This is a genomic window from Pantoea sp. A4 (assembly GCF_000295955.2).
Taxonomy (GTDB): Bacteria; Pseudomonadota; Gammaproteobacteria; order Enterobacterales; family Enterobacteriaceae; genus Pantoea; species Pantoea multigeneris.
Genome location: NZ_ALXE01000045.1, coordinates 32,115 through 48,580 on the forward strand (window position 1 = coordinate 32,115; position 16,466 = coordinate 48,580).

General features: G+C 53.5%; 13 protein-coding genes. 6 read left to right on the forward strand and 7 right to left on the reverse strand.

Annotated features, from left to right (window positions below):
- The first annotated feature begins 165 nt into the window (after nt 1-165).
- The 4 genes from B880_RS0118415 to B880_RS0118430 all read left to right on the forward strand — a co-directional run bounded on the left by B880_RS0118415 (nt 166) and on the right by B880_RS0118430 (nt 5,436).
- A complete protein-coding gene (locus B880_RS0118415) occupies nt 166-1,575 on the forward strand; it encodes a glycerate kinase type-2 family protein (protein WP_017348930.1) in 1,410 nt (469 codons plus the stop codon).
- Between the two features lies 1 nt (nt 1,576).
- Nucleotides 1,577-2,851, forward strand: a complete 1,275-nt coding sequence (gene eno / locus B880_RS0118420) for a phosphopyruvate hydratase (RefSeq protein ID WP_017348931.1) — start codon at nt 1,577-1,579, stop codon at nt 2,849-2,851.
- A gap of 50 nt (nt 2,852-2,901) precedes the next feature.
- Entirely contained in the window at nt 2,902-4,023 is a 1,122-nt protein-coding gene (locus B880_RS0118425; RefSeq protein ID WP_017348932.1) for a tyramine oxidase subunit B, read from the forward strand.
- 138 nt (nt 4,024-4,161) lie between these two features.
- Entirely contained in the window at nt 4,162-5,436 is a 1,275-nt protein-coding gene (locus B880_RS0118430) for a Glu/Leu/Phe/Val family dehydrogenase (protein ID WP_017348933.1), read from the forward strand.
- Nucleotides 5,437-5,486: 50 nt separating this feature from the next.
- Here the strand turns inward: B880_RS0118430 and B880_RS0118435 are convergent, their stop codons facing one another.
- The 7 genes from B880_RS0118435 to B880_RS0118465 all read right to left on the reverse strand — a co-directional run bounded on the left by B880_RS0118435 (nt 5,487) and on the right by B880_RS0118465 (nt 13,019).
- On the reverse strand, nt 5,487-7,127 hold the full coding sequence (locus B880_RS0118435) for a GMC family oxidoreductase (RefSeq protein WP_017348934.1): 1,641 nt from the start codon (nt 7,125-7,127) through the stop codon (nt 5,487-5,489).
- Nucleotides 7,124-7,663 carry a sugar dehydrogenase complex small subunit gene (locus tag B880_RS0118440; RefSeq protein WP_017348935.1) on the reverse strand — a complete coding sequence of 180 codons (540 nt, stop codon included), beginning with the start codon at nt 7,661-7,663 and terminating at the stop codon, nt 7,124-7,126. Before B880_RS0118440 ends, B880_RS0118435 begins: the two co-directional genes overlap by 4 nt.
- Nucleotides 7,650-9,044 (reverse strand): c-type cytochrome, encoded by a 1,395-nt coding sequence (locus B880_RS0118445; protein ID WP_017348936.1) that lies wholly within the window; start codon nt 9,042-9,044, stop codon nt 7,650-7,652. The genes B880_RS0118440 and B880_RS0118445 overlap by 14 nt, the downstream gene beginning before the upstream one ends.
- A 105-nt stretch (nt 9,045-9,149) precedes the next feature.
- Nucleotides 9,150-9,857 carry a hypothetical protein gene (locus B880_RS0118450; RefSeq protein WP_017348937.1) on the reverse strand — a complete coding sequence of 236 codons (708 nt, stop codon included), beginning with the start codon at nt 9,855-9,857 and terminating at the stop codon, nt 9,150-9,152.
- 16 nt (nt 9,858-9,873) lie between these two features.
- On the reverse strand, nt 9,874-11,022 hold the full coding sequence (locus B880_RS0118455; protein ID WP_017348938.1) for a lactonase family protein: 1,149 nt from the start codon (nt 11,020-11,022) through the stop codon (nt 9,874-9,876).
- Between the two features lie 36 nt (nt 11,023-11,058).
- Nucleotides 11,059-11,697: a 3-oxo-tetronate 4-phosphate decarboxylase gene (gene otnC, locus B880_RS0118460; protein ID WP_017348939.1), complete on the reverse strand. Its 639-nt coding sequence runs from the start codon at nt 11,695-11,697 to the stop codon at nt 11,059-11,061.
- 14 nt (nt 11,698-11,711) lie between these two features.
- Entirely contained in the window at nt 11,712-13,019 is a 1,308-nt protein-coding gene (locus B880_RS0118465) for an MFS transporter (RefSeq protein WP_017348940.1), read from the reverse strand.
- Nucleotides 13,020-13,287: 268 nt separating this feature from the next.
- On the opposite strand from B880_RS0118465, the gene B880_RS0118470 reads away from it, so the two are divergent.
- Complete coding sequence (locus tag B880_RS0118470; protein WP_017348941.1) at nt 13,288-14,316, forward strand: LacI family DNA-binding transcriptional regulator; 1,029 nt, start codon at nt 13,288-13,290, stop codon at nt 14,314-14,316.
- 461 nt (nt 14,317-14,777) lie between these two features.
- Nucleotides 14,778-15,683 carry a hypothetical protein gene (locus B880_RS25230; protein WP_017348942.1) on the forward strand — a complete coding sequence of 302 codons (906 nt, stop codon included), beginning with the start codon at nt 14,778-14,780 and terminating at the stop codon, nt 15,681-15,683.
- The last annotated feature ends 783 nt before the right edge of the window (nt 15,684-16,466 follow it).

Sequence of the window (16,466 nt, forward strand, 5' to 3'; positions counted from 1 at the left end):
AGTAAAAAAAATTTAACGATGTTAATTGTCTGACAATCGATTGACAGATTGTTAGTGTGTACCCTAGAGTGATCCCCTATTGAGCGCCGCGATCAGGTTATCGACGGGAAAAGCGCTTTCGGCATCAATCAACACACGCGTTAACTGAACCGACAGGCTATTAAGATGAAAAAAATCCGTAATGCAGACCAGATTCTTACCAACGGAAATTTTGCTTCCAGAGAAACCGTACTCGAAATCGCTGATAAAACCTTGCAGCGCCTCGATAGCTACCATCGTATTAAAAGCATCATGCATCTCGACGGTGATGTTTTACATATTGGTAGCCGTTCATGGGATTTACGCCGTAAGAAAAATATTTACCTGTTTGGTGCAGGTAAAGCCTGTAACCATATGGCGATGGCGGTGGACCATGTATTAGGTGACCGTCTGACCCGCGGCATTGCGATTGTAAAAATTCACGAAGAAACTGACCGGTTTAATAAAACCGATGTCTTTGTTGGCGGCCATCCATTGCCCAACGAAGTGGGTTATCAGGCATCGAAAGAGATTATTCAACTGGTTGAACAGTCTGGCCCGGAAGATCTTTTTATTGTGGTGATTAGTGGCGGCAGTTCCGCATTAATGTCTTGCCCGGTAGACGGCATTACTTTACAGGATGAGATCGACGCCACCGATGTATTACTGAAGTCGGGTGCGGGTATTTATGAAATTAACGCCATTCGCCGCCATATTTCCGCTTTAAACGGCGGCATGTTAGCTAAGCGTATTCAGGATGTGGGCGCAGAATTAATCGGCATTGGTATCAGCGATGCGGTGGGTACACCCGCTACCGGTGATATTGGTGAACCGTACACCGCCTACAAAAGCACCCCAATCGGCCCGGATGCCACCACGCTGGACGATGCACGCGCCACCATCGCTAACTTCGATCTGGCCGATCGCCTGCCAAAAAGCATTGTCGACTATTTGACCAACGCCGGCCCGGAACAGGAGACGCCAAAAGCGTTCCCGGACAACACCTATTTCCTGCTTAACACCCTGCCGGACTCCTGCATTTATGCCAAAGAAGTCTGTGCCGAGATGGGGCTGCCAGCGGTGATTCTCACCTCCTTCCTCGAGGGTGAAAGCCGCGATGCGGGAACCTTCATGGCCTCACTGGTACGGGAAATTCAGACCTACGGCAACCCGGTTCAGGCACCCTGCGTGCTGCTCAGCTCAGGCGAAGTCACGACCCAAATTCTTGATAGCAAACTGATCAAAGGCCATGGCGGCCCCGGCCAGGAGATGGCGGTGAGCTTTGCCATTGCCGCAGCCAAAACCCCTGGTGCGTGCCTGCTCTCCATTGACAGCGAAGGCACCGACGGCACCGCACAAGTGGCTGGCGGGATTACGGACTCAGAGAGCCTGAAAGCCGCGCAGGCCAAAGGGATCAATCTCTATCAGTCTCTGCGTGAACACAGCTGCTTCGAAGCGCTGGACGCGATTGGTTCCACCGTGTTTACCGGCAACACCGGGACAAACCTGTGCGACCTGAACATTGTCTATGTGCCTGCACTGAAAGAAGGGAAATAACGTGAACGATAAGATTATTGCGGTTGAAGCCCAGCAGATTATCGACTGTAAATGTCGCCCTGCGGTGGAAGTGGTGGTACGCACTGAAAGTGGTGCGATCGGACGCGGTGCTGCGCCAACCGGGACCTCGGTGGGGATGTATGAAGCCTGGGTGCTGCGTGATGGTGACAAAAGCACCTACAACGGCCTGAGCGTGCATAAAGCAGTGCAAAATGTGGAGCAGATTATTGCCCCCGCCCTGATCGGCATGAATATCTTCGACCAGCGCGCCATTGACGACACCATGATTGCGCTGGATGGCACGGAAAATAAGCAAAAGCTCGGTGGCAACGCCATTTACTCGGTGTCGATTGCGGTCTTCCGTGCGGCAGCTGATGCCCGCCGCATCCCACTGTATAACTACATTGCCGGTGGTGAGATTAAGACGGTTCCCGTCCCCTGCTTTAATGTGATCAACGGTGGCCGCTACGAGCTGTTCAGCCAGACGTTTAATGAGTTTTTGATTGTGCCTTACGTGACCGACAGCATCGATGAAGCGATTGAGATGGCGGTCACCGTGTTCCAGAAACTGAATGACGTACTGACGCGTTACCTCTCCAGCAAACCTCAGGTGGCCAGTTCATATGGCTATGCCGCTCCTTCGGACGATCCTGAAGTAGTGCTGTATCTGATGCAGGAAGCGATTGATCAGTGCGGGTATACCGGGCGTATTGCCTTTGCCCTCGATTGCGCTTCCAGCGAATTCTATGATGCCGACAGCAAAACCTATTTGCTAAAGGGTGAGCGCGTGACCAGCGATCAGCTGATTGCCTATGCCCGCGCGTTAAGCGAGAAATTCAATTTTGTCTTTATTGAAGATCTGCTGGATGAGAATGACTGGGAAGGTTATCAGAAGGCGGTGCGTGAGATCCCACGTACGTTGATTCTGGGCGATGACCTTACCGTGACCAAACTCAGCTTCCTGCAGCGAGCCTACGAAGAAAAAGCCGTTGACGGTTTTATCCTGAAGCCCAATCAGGTGGGCACCATCAGTGAAGCGATGGACGCGTACCAGTTTGCGGCCGACAAAGGCCTGATCGCCGTCCCTTCAGGACGTTCCGGCGGCGTAGTCGATGATGTGGTAATGGATTTCTCCGTTGGCCTGCAGGTTCCGTTGCAGAAAAACGGTGCGCCGCGTTCGGGTGAACGTATTGAAAAATTAAATTTCCTGATGCGCGCCAATGCCGCCAGTGAACACTGTCGTTTATACGATATTTCTCCTTTAGTCCGTTTCTGACGCTGAATTTATTCACGCAGACCCGATAACTTAACTTTAAGGTTAATAACATGTATCCAAAAATTGATTTTATTTACCTGTCAGAACCGGACATGATTGAAGCTGGCGTTCTGGACGCGGCACGTTGTGTTAACGTTTGCGAAGAAACCTTTAGCTTATTAGGCAAAGGGGACTATTTAATGGGCGGGGCTAATCACAACAGCCACGGCATGAATATCGTTTTCCCTAAAACCACTCCCTTCCCGAATATGCCGGTTGCCGGTCCGGATCGCCGTTTCGCGGCAATGCCGGGTTATTTAGGTGGCCGTTTCGACGTGTGCGGCAATAAATGGTATGGCTCTAACCATGCGAATGCCGAAAAAGGCCTGCCGCGCTCGATTCTGACCATGATGTTGAATGACAAAGACACCGGTGCCCCACTGGCACTGATGTCTGCCAACCTGCTGAGCGCCGCACGTACCGGTGCCGTACCGGGCGTCGCGGCGAAACATCTGGCTAATGCAGATGCGAAAACGGTGTCCGTGGTGGGCTGTGGCCCAATCAACAAAGCCTGCTTTGTTGCCATCATGACCCAGTTGAAATCCGTCACCAAAGTGGTGTGCTTCGACCTGTTCCAGGAAAAAGCCGATGAATTCGCGCAGTGGGCCAGCGAAACCTACCAGATCGAAGCGGTTGGCGTAAACGAAGCTGAATTTGGCTTCCGTGATGCGGACGTGATCACCGTAGCAGCCTCGCGCCTCAAGCCTCTGCACTTTAAGGATGAGTGGATCAAAGCCGGTGCCACCATTCTGGTTTCCGGCCCGGTGAATACCGAAGAGTCGTTCCTGACCAGCGCCAAAATCGTCTATGACCACACCGCCCTGCACGAAGCCTATGTTGAAGATGCAATTGGCTCTGGCGATAAAGAAGCCTACTACAGCGGCGTCATTGGCGGTCCATTCTACCGTCTGATTGATGCGGGCAAACTGCCTGCACTGACTGAATCCACCGGTCTGGGCGATGTGGTTAACGATGCAAAACCTGGCCGTGTGAACAAACAAGAGCGCGTTATTTTCATCGCTTGTGGCATGTCTGTGTTTGACATCAGTTGGGGCTATGAGCTGATGCAGACCGCACGCGAACGCGGCATCGGCCAGCAATTAAATCTGTGGGACAAGCCAAGCCAGGCGTAATCAATGGGGGCTGCCGCAGCGGCAGCCCACAACCTGCCTGAACATTGCCCACTCGACCTGCTGAGCTGACAGCCTGTTTGACTTCACCCCATGCCCGGTAGGCGATTTCCTCTTTCTCTGTCTGTGGAACATAACATCATGAGCAAATCTCTCTCCTACGTTTCAGAAGATAAAAACTCCCCCTGGGCCACGTATCTTGCCCAGGTTGAACGCGTGTTGCCCTACATCGGTGAACTCTCCCGCTGGGCAGATACGCTTCGCCATCCCAAGCGCGCCTTTATTGTTGATATCCCGCTGGAGATGGACGATGGCACCGTGCGTCACTTTGAAGGTTTCCGCGTGCAACACAACCTGTCACGCGGGCCAGGCAAAGGCGGGATTCGCTATCACCCGGATGTTAATCTCGAAGAGGTAATGGCCCTTTCCGCCTGGATGACGGTGAAGTGTGCAGTGATTAACCTGCCGTTTGGTGGGGCCAAAGGCGGGATTCGCGTCGATCCCCGTGAGCTTTCCACCAAAGAACTGGAGCGCCTGACGCGGCGTTACACCAGCGAGATCGGCAATATTATTGGACCGCAGCGCGATATCCCCGCACCGGATGTTGGCACTAATGCACAAGTGATGGCGTGGATCATGGACACCTGGTCGATGAATGCGGGCGCGACCAGCACCGGCGTTGTCACCGGAAAGCCGGTGCACCTCGGCGGCTCTCTGGGCCGCGTGACAGCAACCGGGCGCGGTGTGTTTGTCACCGGCCGCGCGGCCGCACAGAACATCGGCTTAGCCATTGAGCACAGCCGCGTTGCAGTCCAGGGCTTCGGCAATGTGGGCAGCGTGGCAGTTTCACTGTTCCAGCAGGCCGGAGCCCACATTGTCGCGGTGCAGGATCACAGCACCACGCTGTGGAACAACGACGGCATCGATATTGCGGCGTTACAACACTGGCAGCAAAAGCACGGCGAAATTGCCGGATTCCCCGGTGCCAGCGTTATCGCCAGTGATGACTTCTGGCTGAAAGATTTCGATATCCTGATCCCCGCCGCGTTAGAGGGACAAATCACGGAAGATCGTGCTCGTCAGCTGCGCTGCAAACTGATTCTGGAAGGGGCGAATGGCCCAACGCTGCCCGCCGCCGATGACATTTTGCATCAGCGCGGTATCACCATCGTGCCGGATGTATTGTGCAACGCCGGGGGCGTAACGGTCAGCTACTTTGAGTGGGTGCAGGACTTCTCCAGCTACTTCTGGGGTGAAGATGAGATCAATTCACGGCTGGATCTGATTATGTCGCAGGCGTTTGAAGCCGTGTGGCACAAGGCCCGGCAGTTAGATGTAACGCTGCGTACCGCCGCCTACGCCGTGGGCTGTGAGCGCATCCTGATCGCCCGCAAGGAACGTGGCATCTATCCTTAATCTTTACCGCTGTAACAGCCCGCCTGACAACGAGGCCAGGCGGGTATGTGTCAGACCAGCACCTGCGTCAGCAGATGGTGCGCCAGCCGCAGACTCAGCGCCGCACCGGTCAGGGTCGGATTCATGCAGGACGATGACGGCATCACGCTGGTGCCCGCGATAAACAGATTGGGATGGTCGTGGGTGCGGCAATCCGCATTCACCACCGAGGTGCGGGGATCGTCTCCCATGATCGTCGTGCCCATAATGTGCTGACGATCCTGATATTTGGTGTCGATCTTCAGGATCTCGCCCCCGAGCAACTCAGCAAACTGGTGGAAATCCTTCACCCCCTCATCTTTGCCCGCTTCCCAGTAATCGTTCACGCTGTAGTAAATGTCCGGCACCGGAATGCCAATCGCATCGGTTTTGGTTTTGCTTGGCACTACACGGTTTTCCGGCAGCGGTAGCGTTTCAAAATCAATGGCGAAGTTTAACGAGCGGGCAGACAGCAAACGGATCTGCCGATCCAGTTCCGTGCCCAGCACCCCTTTGGCAATCAGCGAGGCGGTGTAATCCGCTGTCGGCACGGTATTACGCACTTTGATCTTGTAGCTGGGGAAGCGCTTGCGGAACTCACCGTCACGGTTGTTCAGATACACCAGCAGTTCGGTGGGGCCTTCCCCCGGCCAGACATCTTCATTCATCATGAAATTCATGCTGATACCGGTGTGTCCCATCAGATTGCGTCCTACCTGATCCGAGCTATTGGCAATGCCGTTTGGATATTTGTCGGACGTGGACATCAGCAGCAGTTTCGGTGATTCAATGCCGTAGGCCGCCAGCACAAAGGTTTTCGCCTTGAGCTGATGATTACTGCCATCCGGTTTACGATACCAGATGCTGCTGATTGCCCCGCTGTCGTCCGCTTCAATACGGTAGACCACTGAGTTATCCAGCAGTTTGACGCCTAACCGCTCCGCTTCATCAATATGCTGCGATCCGTCGTATTTCGCGGCAATCGGGCAGACCGGGTTGCAGTTGTTATTCCCGGCGCACACCGGACGACGACCATAAGGACGCGTGGCGCGTCCATTCGGCTCCAGCACCGGGTTATAGCCGCCCTTTAACAGCTTTTCCGTCAGGCGTTCAAACAGATAGCTGGTGGGTAGGCCTGGCATCGGGAACGGCGTGGATCGCGGCGGCCACGCCTTGCCCCCTTGCCCGCTCTCATCCTGCCCGTCAACGCCCGACACGCCCAGTTCATGCTCCGCTTTGCCGTACCAGGGTTCCAGCTCGTCATAGCCAAACGGCCAGTCGCGTCCGCGTCCATACAGGCTTTGCAACTTGAAATCATTCGGGATCATGCGCCACAGCGCCGAACCAAAGTGCCAGGTGGTGCCGCCCACCACGCGCAGGTATTTGGTCGGGTATTTTACCGGCCCGCTCTGCTGTAAATAGTCACCGTAGGTGGAGGGCACGTGCGGTAGATCGGGATAAGGGGAACCCACGCCCTGTAATTTCATGTTGGTCAGTGACATTTTGAACGGGGAGCTACGGTAGCGTTCCAGAATTTCTGCCCGCGTCACCCGTGGTCCGGCCTCAAGAATGATCACCGATTTTCCCGCTTTTGCCAGCTGTGTGGCAATCACGCCGCCCATCACGCCCGAACCGATGATAATCACATCAGCGTCATACTGTTGCTCACTCATGCCTGTGCTCCTGAGGACAAGGTTGTCTGGTTGTGCGTAGCCGGGTTGTTTAACCAGAACAACGGCCCACCGCCGTAAGTTGGGATCACTAAAATGCCGCGCGTTGGGCGGTACATCAGTGCTTCGGCATAGGCGATCAATTCCATCTTCGCACCATCACCCACCAACCCGGTGTACCAGGCGGCAATAATGGTGCTGGCAGTCTGGAACTGCGGACTGGCTTTATCGGTTGCCGCGATAAAGTCATCCACGTGGGCAAACGCATGTTGTTTAAGATAGTTTTGTAGTGTCGCTAGCTGAGTAGCGAACTGATTATTGTGACGTTGTAATGCATCATAATAGCGTTGCGCCAGCAGTGGACTCACCGGCTGGCTGACGAGCAGGCTGGAGACAGTAATAAAACCACTCTCTTCCAGTTCTGCCGCCATCGCGCGGCGCTGTGGAAACAGCGAATCACACAACGCGCCAAGGGAGAGAATGCCCATGCCCTGCAACAGACGACGGCGGGAGAGCGAAAGTTGATTATGCGTTGCCATCTTTTTTCCCCCTACGGCGCAGCGCCACAAAGATCAGACCCAATACCACCACCAATACGCTGCCCCACACCTGTGGCCGGGCCAGTTTTGCCAGTAGCGGGGTTTCACCGCCGTTACGAATCGTCTCGACCTGTTGCGCTGTGACGTTAACGGCGGGGTTACCGTAGTTTTTCAGGACATAGTTGCTGACGTCCGCAATTTGCTGATCGCTGAGGCGATCGGTATAGAACCCACTCGGTCCAAACGCAGGCATGTCGACAGGCTCGCCCTGCACCGTCCGGTGAACACCAAAGACAATGGTGGCAATCAGGTTGTCCGCCTGAGGCGCACCCGTGGCGCTGTTGTGGAACAGCGAAGGATACAATGCGGTCCCCTGACCGTCAGGCTGGTGGCAATTGGCACAGGTGCCACTAAAGACTTTCCAACCGGCATCCACCTGAGGTGCACCGCGCAGTCGCGCTTCATCAGTGGACGGTTGCCCCCAGCTATCACGCGCGGTGTGTTCACCCTGACTGACGGCAGGCACCTGTCGCAGGTAAGCCACCATCGCGTTGATATCTTCTTTGCTGAGGTATTGCAGGCTGTGCTCAACCGCCTCCGCCATTGGCCCCGCCGCCTGCGCTTTGCCCGGCACATGTCCGGTTTGCAGGTAGCGCGCCAGATCGGCATCGGACCAGTTACCGATACCCGAGGTGGCATCAGCGGTGATGTTAGGCGCATACCAGCTCCCCAGGCTGCCGCCGGAGAGCGCTTTGCTGTTGTCCTGGCCCATCAGGCTGTTACGTGGGGTGTGGCAGGTATCACAGTGGGCCAGCGCGTTGACCAGGTAATCCCCGCGATTCACCTCAGGCGTGACATCCTTACGCGGAGTGAAAGGTTTATCATCGGCAAACAGCAGGTTCCACAGCGCCATGCTGGCACGCAGATTAAACGGGAACGGCAGTGACGTAGCCGCCGCTGGCGTGTCGTCCGCTTTTACGCCCTGCATAAAGTAAACGTAGAGTGCGTGGATATCGCCGTCGGTGATTTTGCCATAGGAGGTGTACGGCATTGCCGGGTAGAGATGCTGACCCTGTTTGTTGATGCCCTGGCGCACAGCACGTGCAAAATCAGCCTCGCTGTAATCGCCGATGCCGGCTATTTTTGACGGCGTAATGTTGCTGGCAATGATGTTGCCCAACGGAGAGGCAATGGCATAGCCCCCACCCATGGCTGGACCGCCCGGTGTGTTGTGGCACGCACCGCAGTCCGCAGCAATCGCAAGGTATTTGCCCTGAGCAATCAGCTCACTGTTTCCGGTGTTGGTTTCAGCCGTCGCTGAAGCCGCCCAGGGAAGCAGCAGGCTAAATGCAAAAGGCAGACAGTAACGTCTGACACGCATGATATTTTTCCAGTATTGAACGTTGTTTTTTTATTGTTTCCCCGTGTGCATTTTTTACACACGGGGCGAATCCTTTTCTGCGCTAAACGTTAGCGCGCAGAATAATCACAGCAGTTCATAATCGTTAAAGATGAGTGGCTCATTGCTGCCATCGGTAATATCGACCTTACCCGGCTCCGTTAAGAAGGCATCGCCTTTATGCACCCAGATCTCTTTAACGTGATTCGGGTGAGCAGGATCGGCCAGTAATACCCGACCTTCACTAAAGAACACGCGCACGCCCGGTCCATGCTGGGTATATTCCCCGGTGCTCTCTCCCGGTTTTAACGTGACTTTCCAGCCTTTTACCGTGGGTTGATCCAGCACCTGCACAATTGCGCTGGCGTCTGGGCGTGTCGCGCCGCCAAAGTGCTGCGGGCCGGTCATATTGATTTCAAACGCGACCTGATGATTTACCGTGGTGCCGGTATTCGTCACTTTATCGGCATCGGATTTTCCCTGATGTGCGCCAAATTTTACGTTGCCACTTTTCATCTCATAAAGCGTAGCGGGCTTATCGGGGAATTCGATTTTCACCGGGCTGCCATCAATATGGGTATTCACATAATCCAGATGTTGTTCGTGATATTGCGTACTCTGGCCGGGCTGAATTAAGACCCGCATCACCGTGACGTATTTATTCTGCAAGATAACGTGGTGCAGGGGTTCCAGATCGGTCGCGACGACCTTTTCCGCCGCCGTGGCCTGCCAGGCGGTAGCCGCCAGACCAAGGCTCAGACACAGGGTAGGTAAATGTTTTTTTAATGCTGGCATGCTGACTCCTCTAGAATTATTCGACAAAAGTGACCCAGTTGGCATTTTTTCCGCTAGGAATACGCTGTTTCAGGGTTAATTTCCCACTGCGATCGTCAATCGCATACAGCGAGAGCTTGTCTGATTTCTGCCCGGTTTCAATCAGGAACCGGCCGCTGTTATCAATGGCAAAGCCACGCGGTTGCTCTTCCGTTTTCACGCTTTCAATAAAGGTTAAATGGCCATCCTGTGGCGAAATGCTAAATGCGCTTAAGTGGCTGCTGGTGCGTTCGGTGGCGTAGAGGAATTTGCCATCTGGCGTGATATGAATGTCTGCCTGCCACAAACGCGGTTTTTCAGATTTCGGCAAATCGTTGTCACCGGTGAGCGGACGCGCTTCACCGCGTTGCATGGTTTTCGCGATTTCCGGGTCCAGGCCGACAATGGTTTCATGCTCGGTCAAGGTGCCGTTGGCATTAACGCTTAATCGCGTGATGTTGCCCGCCATTTCAGTTAACAGATAAAGGTTCTGCTCACCGTTAGCATCTTTCTGCGGTGCGAAGGCAAAGTGGCGCGGGCCGGTTTGCGATTCACGCTGGATGTTAATAAAGGCCGGATCGTTCGGCGTCACTTTGCCGCTGTTGGCATCAAAGCGGAATTGTGCGACCTGATCAGCGCCCAGCAGCGGTACATACAGGAAGTGGTTAGTGGGATCGGTCTGAATGGAGTGCGCACGTTTCCCGGTATGGATCACATCCACCGCCGCAGATTCCGGCACCGCATCGCTGCCGATGTGGTACACCGCAAACAGATCGCCGCCATACGAAGAGGCGAGTAAGAAACGTCCGGTCTTATCCAGCGAGACATAGGCCATCGCATCCGGCACGGCGGTATCGCCAATGTGTTTAAGCGAACCGTCGGCATTAATATGCCAGCTACCGATGTGATACGGCTTGCTGCGCACCGAGACGTACAGGGTTTTCTTATCCTGCGAGACGACCGTTGGCATGGTGTTATCACCGGTCGGGTACTCGCCAATCAGTTTTAACTGTGCCTGCGCTTTGTCCAACTGATATGCAGAGACGCTGCCACTGCCTGCATTGGAGATGTAGACCAGGCTCTCCGCGCTGGCCGTGCCACTGAGTGCCGCCAGGCCTATCGCCGCAGCCAGAACCATCTTTTTCATCTTTTATCCTTTTTATAGGGGTACAAAGGGTGTTGCTTACCACCGGGTTTTGAAGGTTTCACACAGTTCCTGCACCGCATCCGGTGAGAGTGCCGCCGGTTTGCTGTGGCTGTTGAGCCACAGGCGCGCGGTCTCTTCCAGCTCTTCAAGGGCAAAGCTGGCGGTTGAGATGCTGTTGCCCCAGATTACCGGGCCAAGGCGCTCCAGCATCACGCCACGCACCTCTTTCGCCAGCAGTGCGACCTGCTGCGCCACGTGCGGATGACCCGGGCGGCAATAGTTGATCAGGGGAATACGTCCCACTTTCATTACCTGATAGGGGGTGATCGGCGGCAGGATGCTGTCTGGCTGCCACACCCCTTCCAGCGTGAGCTGGACAAGATGGGTGGAGTGGGTGTGCACCACACCCCGCGCTTCTGGATTGTTGTCATACACCTGACGATGCAGCAGCAGGGTTTTCGAGGGCTTATCTCCGGAGACCCACTCGCCATCGCGCGAGACTTTAGCGATACGCTGCGGCGATAAGTGCCCAAGGCAGGCATCGGTTGGGGTGATGAGCCAGCCATCTTCCAGTCGCGCACTGATGTTCCCTGCCGTACCGGTGGTGTAACCCCGGTTAAACAGATCCGCGCCCACCTGACAAATTTCTTCGCGAAGTTGTTGTTCGTTTTGCATGTGCGTTTCCTGGGTTATTTGTTGGCGGTGGCGATTTCAGGTTGTGACGGCGTGTTTCCCACCGGCAGCGGTTCCAGCTTGCCGAGGACAAACATAAAGGTCAGGGCACCGAGGATGCAGATGCCCCCCGCAACCAGCAGCGGTACAACGAACGATCCGTGACTGATGCTGAGCATGACGCCAGTGAATGAAGCCGTGACGATCCCCGCCAGGTTCCCGGCAAAGTTCTGGATCCCACCCAACGTGGCGACATAGTTACCCGCCGGAGCCACATCGGCCGGGAGCGTCCAGATGTTGGCCGCCGTGAAGGCCAGACCGGCGTAGGTGATGGAGAACAGGGTGAGGATCACCGCGATGCTGTCGGTGAAGGCAGCAAAGGCAATCACGCTGGAGAGCAACATACCGGTGACCAGGCAGGTTTTGCGTGCGGTGGTAAGGCTAAACCCTTTGCGGTAGAGCGCATCCGAGACCAACCCGCCCAGCAGGCTACCTGGAATGCCCATCAGTGCCGGGATTGCGCCTAACGTCCCCAGCTCTTTGAGCGAGAAGCCGTGTGCAATGGTCAGATAGGTCGGGAACCAGGTGACGAAGAAGTAGGTGGCAAAGTTCATGCAGAAGAAGCCAATCATCATGCCCCAGACGTTACGATGGCGGAACAGCGACCACATGTCGATTTTGCCACCCTGCTGTCCTACTGGCACCGCACGGTCTTCGAGCAGGTTCTGGCGTTCGGTTTCATCCAGCCCTTTCATGGTTTCTGGTTCGCGGTAGAAGATTAACCAGATAACGACCCATACCAGGCCCAGCGCGCCGGTGACGACAAACGAGGTTTCCCAGTCCCAGGTGCTGATTAACCATGCCACCAGCGGCAGCGCTAATGCGCTACCGGCGCGTGGGCCCGCATCAAAGATGCCGCTCGCGGTGGCGCGCTGTTTTTTCGCAAACCAGCTGTAGACCACTTTGACACAGCCAGGGTTGCCCCCGGCTTCGCCAATCCCTAATGCGAGGCGTGCCGCAAATATGGAGGTGAAGCCTTTGCCAAAAGCAGTGAATACCGTAAACAGTGACCACCAGCCGACGGCAATCGCCAGGCCGGCACGTGCGCCAAGACGGTCAATAATCCTGCCCGCCGGGATTTGCATCAGGGCATAGGTCCAGAAAAAGGCACCGAGAATCAGCCCCATGCTGGTATCATCCAGCCCGAGGTCTTTTTTGATGTGCGGGGCCGCAATCGCGAGGTTGATGCGATCGATGTAGTTGATGGCGATGGCTAAAAAGCAGAATGCGATCATTAACCAGCGGACTCGCGGATATCTGCGCATGATGAGATCCTTTATTCTTTATCGTTAGGGTAGCGAAGTCGTCAGTCCCCTCTGTTTGGCGCAAGGGTCTGAGGCATTTTTCCGGGTAGACGTTAAACACCCGCGTTGTTGTTAAAAATTCGTGAGCATTAAGCTCCAGACTGATAACATGATGTAAAAAGTAAGCGATTACAAAATTCAGTCAAGGCAAAAGTAAGCGCTTTCACGAATGAGTGCGTTTTACTGATTAAATTTGTGGACCCGGTCACTCTTCTGCAGGAGTCTAACCATGAGTGAGAAAGTCAGCGGCCCAGGAAGGGTGTCTCTGGAAGATGTAGCACGTCTGGCGGGTGTTTCTACTGCCACCGTTTCTCGTGTGCTTAATGGCAGTTCAACGGTACGTCAGACGCGCCGTGAAGCGGTAGAGAGAGCCTGTGAGGAGTTAGGCTATGTGATTAACCGTGCAGCACGTACGTTGGCTTCTCGTCGCAGTATGACGATTGGCGCGGTGGTGCCAACGCTGGCTACGGAGACTTTTTCACGGGCATTGGGTGAGTTTCAGCGGGTGATGCACGAAGCGGGTTATACCCTGTTGTTGGCAAACTCTAATTTTGATCCGGCGATCGAGTTGAATGAGGTTAATAAGCTGATCGAGTATGGTATTGATGGTCTGATGTTGGTGGGTAATACGCACCATCCCCGTTTGTGGGAGCGTATTGCGGCCTTGGGTATACCCTGTGTGCAGACGTTTTCGTTAGACGATGAGCGTCCGTGTGTGGGTTACAACAGTGAGCAGGCGGCGGAGAGTATTGCTCAGCATCTTTTGGCCTTGGGTCATGAGCGTTTTGCGGTGATTGTGGGCACGCCGCCCAGTAACGATCGTGTTTCCGATCGTCTTAACGGGACTCGCCGCGCGCTAGCCTCTGCCGGATTGACCCTGCCGGATAGTCATTTGTTTGATAGCGCGTTTAGCATGAACGATGCCCGTAAGGCGTTGTTTGCGCTGTTAGATGGCCCGCAGCCCCCGACGGCGATTATCTGCGGTAATGATTTGTTAGCGTTTGGTGTTATGCGCGCCGCAACCGAGCGTTATTTACGTATTCCCGGTGATATTTCCATCGTAGGCTTCAATGATTACGAGTATGCCGAGCATTTGCACTATCCACTCACCACCATGCGGGTTGATTTAACGCGCATCGGTTATGAAGCCGCCATGTGGTTGATGGCGCAGTTAGAGGGTAACAGCACCGTCAATCGGATTGAGATCCCCACGCAGCTGATTGTACGTAGCAGTACGGGCAGTGCGCCGCGAGAGTAGTCGGCACGTTTGAGGTCAATTTTTAGGACATTGGCAGAGTTTTTTGCATTTGCCCTTCTTTTGCAGCGGGTAACCACCCGCTGTGATGTTGATATGGCCGAATCCTGTTGTAATCGCCTCTCAGGTACAACGACACATCTATTTTCGTTTTCTAACGCCCCACTCTCCCTTTACTGGAAACCAATCATTCTTCAGGATAGGGGAGTTCGTCGGTAAGGGCTTCTTCATTCGCCATATTCTTTGTCAGGACTAATGGATCAGACTGCATAATCCGGACTCAACACCCTCGATGGGATCGATTGTTTTTCTCAGTTATTAGTGGCTCTTATGTTTTCGAAAAAATCACACGGAGGTCACATAATGGGCTAAAGTTATTTTGTAGTGAACTGATAATTTACTCTCCCCATCAAATATCAATGTCTTATCGAAAAACAGCAGAAAACAAAAGTGAGGGTATTGTTATGAAAAATAATGAATTAATAGAAATCGCTCAGAATTTTATTATGGAGGAGCATATGATTGCCATATCGGCTGCAGCCAGAAAAGGAAATTTCTGTATCAGCTTCCGTGAAGCTGGCGCTTTCACCATCAATGCTCTCCGTCATGGGGCTAAAGCAAAAGGGCACGACATACTTGAAAAAACCATTAAACCCTCCTCGCTGGCAGCGAAATATAAAAACCCAGAAGAGTATTACGAAAAGTTAAAATGGGTAAATGCGCATAATCTTATTGGTTATGTCGGTCGCTGGGATAGCACGGGTTTGAGGGGGATTTATGTCGGTGATGTCAAAAAAACGGCCATTGCTCATGCTGTATCGAATGGTATCCTTGATATCACAAACCCAGAAAACATAAATCTCTTACAGTCTCAGAGCGGATGGAAGTCAATGCCTTACACTGGGGATTACGATGCGCACGACATGATTACTTTTCGAGGAGCAGGGCGGCCAAGAACCGTCATGGTTAACTCTAAAGAAGAAAAAGAAATTATTGATGGGATTAATCTTCAGGTCTCAAGAGTTGACCCCGCGCGTCCTTTTAATGATATTGAACACAATGTGGTTCGTCACGGAGCCCAGGTTAACTTCTCCTCTTATATGCTTTCACATGAAAAAAGTGTCGTTGACCAAGAGGGAGGATTTATTGGAGCAGTGGCCAGACCCGGTGAATTTCCACTTGCAGTTTGCGACCGTGGTAACTGGTTTATTATTAGGAATATTTACCAACTGGAGGCCTTTTATGGATCAATTGGAGCCAAAATAAAGGAGATGTGGTCGACAAATGGCGTGCGAAATTACCACGACACAAAAAATGGCCGAGTGAACTATGCCAGAGTTACGCCACGACCTACTTACATGACTCGATAAGGCATTATTGGGGAGAGTTATCCCGCTCGACGACCTAGCCATTTAATTGCAAAGTTATAAACTCTTCGATCCTCAAAAATATACAGCCACAAAGGAACACCATATATTAAAGCCGATTGTCTTTAATAAAAACCAAGAGCGACACAGTTCGAAAATATATCAATGAGAATAATCACACCCTAAGTTAATTAAAAAGCAAGTCAAAGCCTACCTGTCCATAAAATTAACCTCCACTTGACTCATGATATAATAAATCCATATGTTTAGAAATCTTACGTTTTTTTTTGGAATCTATCTTACTTTTATAGTGAATGAACATCCCGCTGTTATAGCGCATTCGTGCCTGTGATAGTATCGAAACTCACCAACAGCTCGGACTGCTAACAGCCGAACAGCTGCCGGTGGGAAGATGATGGGGGTATGACAGTAAATGCCTCTGGCACATGGATGTGCCAGCGGATCGCAGGATGCGGATTTCTTTGCAGTCATACCCCCCATTGTCTGACCTGCCGCCTGCATTCACAGCGGCTTATCAACGTGCGGGATGAAAGGTCAAAACACCCGCCTGATAAATCGAGATTCTTCGGCCTGTCAGGGCAATCGGGCTGCGACGTGGCTCGCTCCGATTACCCTGCCCTCCGAAATCCATACGGTTGTTTTGCCTGAAAAATATTGCCTGCAAACCAGTGCCTAAAGCAAAAAGCCGCACGGGCTTCTGACAGCCGCACTGCTGCTATTGGGAAGATGATGGGGGGTATGACAGCAAATGCCTCTGGCACATGG

Excerpts from the sequence above, each read along its gene's own strand:
- B880_RS0118415 (WP_017348930.1), top strand. The coding sequence starts at position 166 with ATGAAAAAAATCCGTAATGCAGACCAGATTCTTACCAACGGAAATTTT.
- B880_RS0118425 (WP_017348932.1), top strand. The coding sequence starts at position 2,902 with ATGTATCCAAAAATTGATTTTATTTACCTGTCAGAACCGGACATGATT.
- B880_RS0118430 (WP_017348933.1), top strand. The coding sequence starts at position 4,162 with ATGAGCAAATCTCTCTCCTACGTTTCAGAAGATAAAAACTCCCCCTGG.
- B880_RS0118435 (WP_017348934.1), bottom strand. The coding sequence starts at position 7,127 with ATGAGTGAGCAACAGTATGACGCTGATGTGATTATCATCGGTTCGGGC.
- B880_RS0118440 (WP_017348935.1), bottom strand. The coding sequence starts at position 7,663 with ATGGCAACGCATAATCAACTTTCGCTCTCCCGCCGTCGTCTGTTGCAG.
- B880_RS0118445 (WP_017348936.1), bottom strand. The coding sequence starts at position 9,044 with ATGCGTGTCAGACGTTACTGTCTGCCTTTTGCATTTAGCCTGCTGCTT.
- B880_RS0118450 (WP_017348937.1), bottom strand. The coding sequence starts at position 9,857 with ATGCCAGCATTAAAAAAACATTTACCTACCCTGTGTCTGAGCCTTGGT.
- B880_RS0118455 (WP_017348938.1), bottom strand. The coding sequence starts at position 11,022 with ATGAAAAAGATGGTTCTGGCTGCGGCGATAGGCCTGGCGGCACTCAGT.
- otnC (WP_017348939.1), bottom strand. The coding sequence starts at position 11,697 with ATGCAAAACGAACAACAACTTCGCGAAGAAATTTGTCAGGTGGGCGCG.
- B880_RS0118465 (WP_017348940.1), bottom strand. The coding sequence starts at position 13,019 with ATGCGCAGATATCCGCGAGTCCGCTGGTTAATGATCGCATTCTGCTTT.
- B880_RS0118470 (WP_017348941.1), top strand. The coding sequence starts at position 13,288 with ATGAGTGAGAAAGTCAGCGGCCCAGGAAGGGTGTCTCTGGAAGATGTA.
- B880_RS25230 (WP_017348942.1), top strand. The coding sequence starts at position 14,778 with ATGAAAAATAATGAATTAATAGAAATCGCTCAGAATTTTATTATGGAG.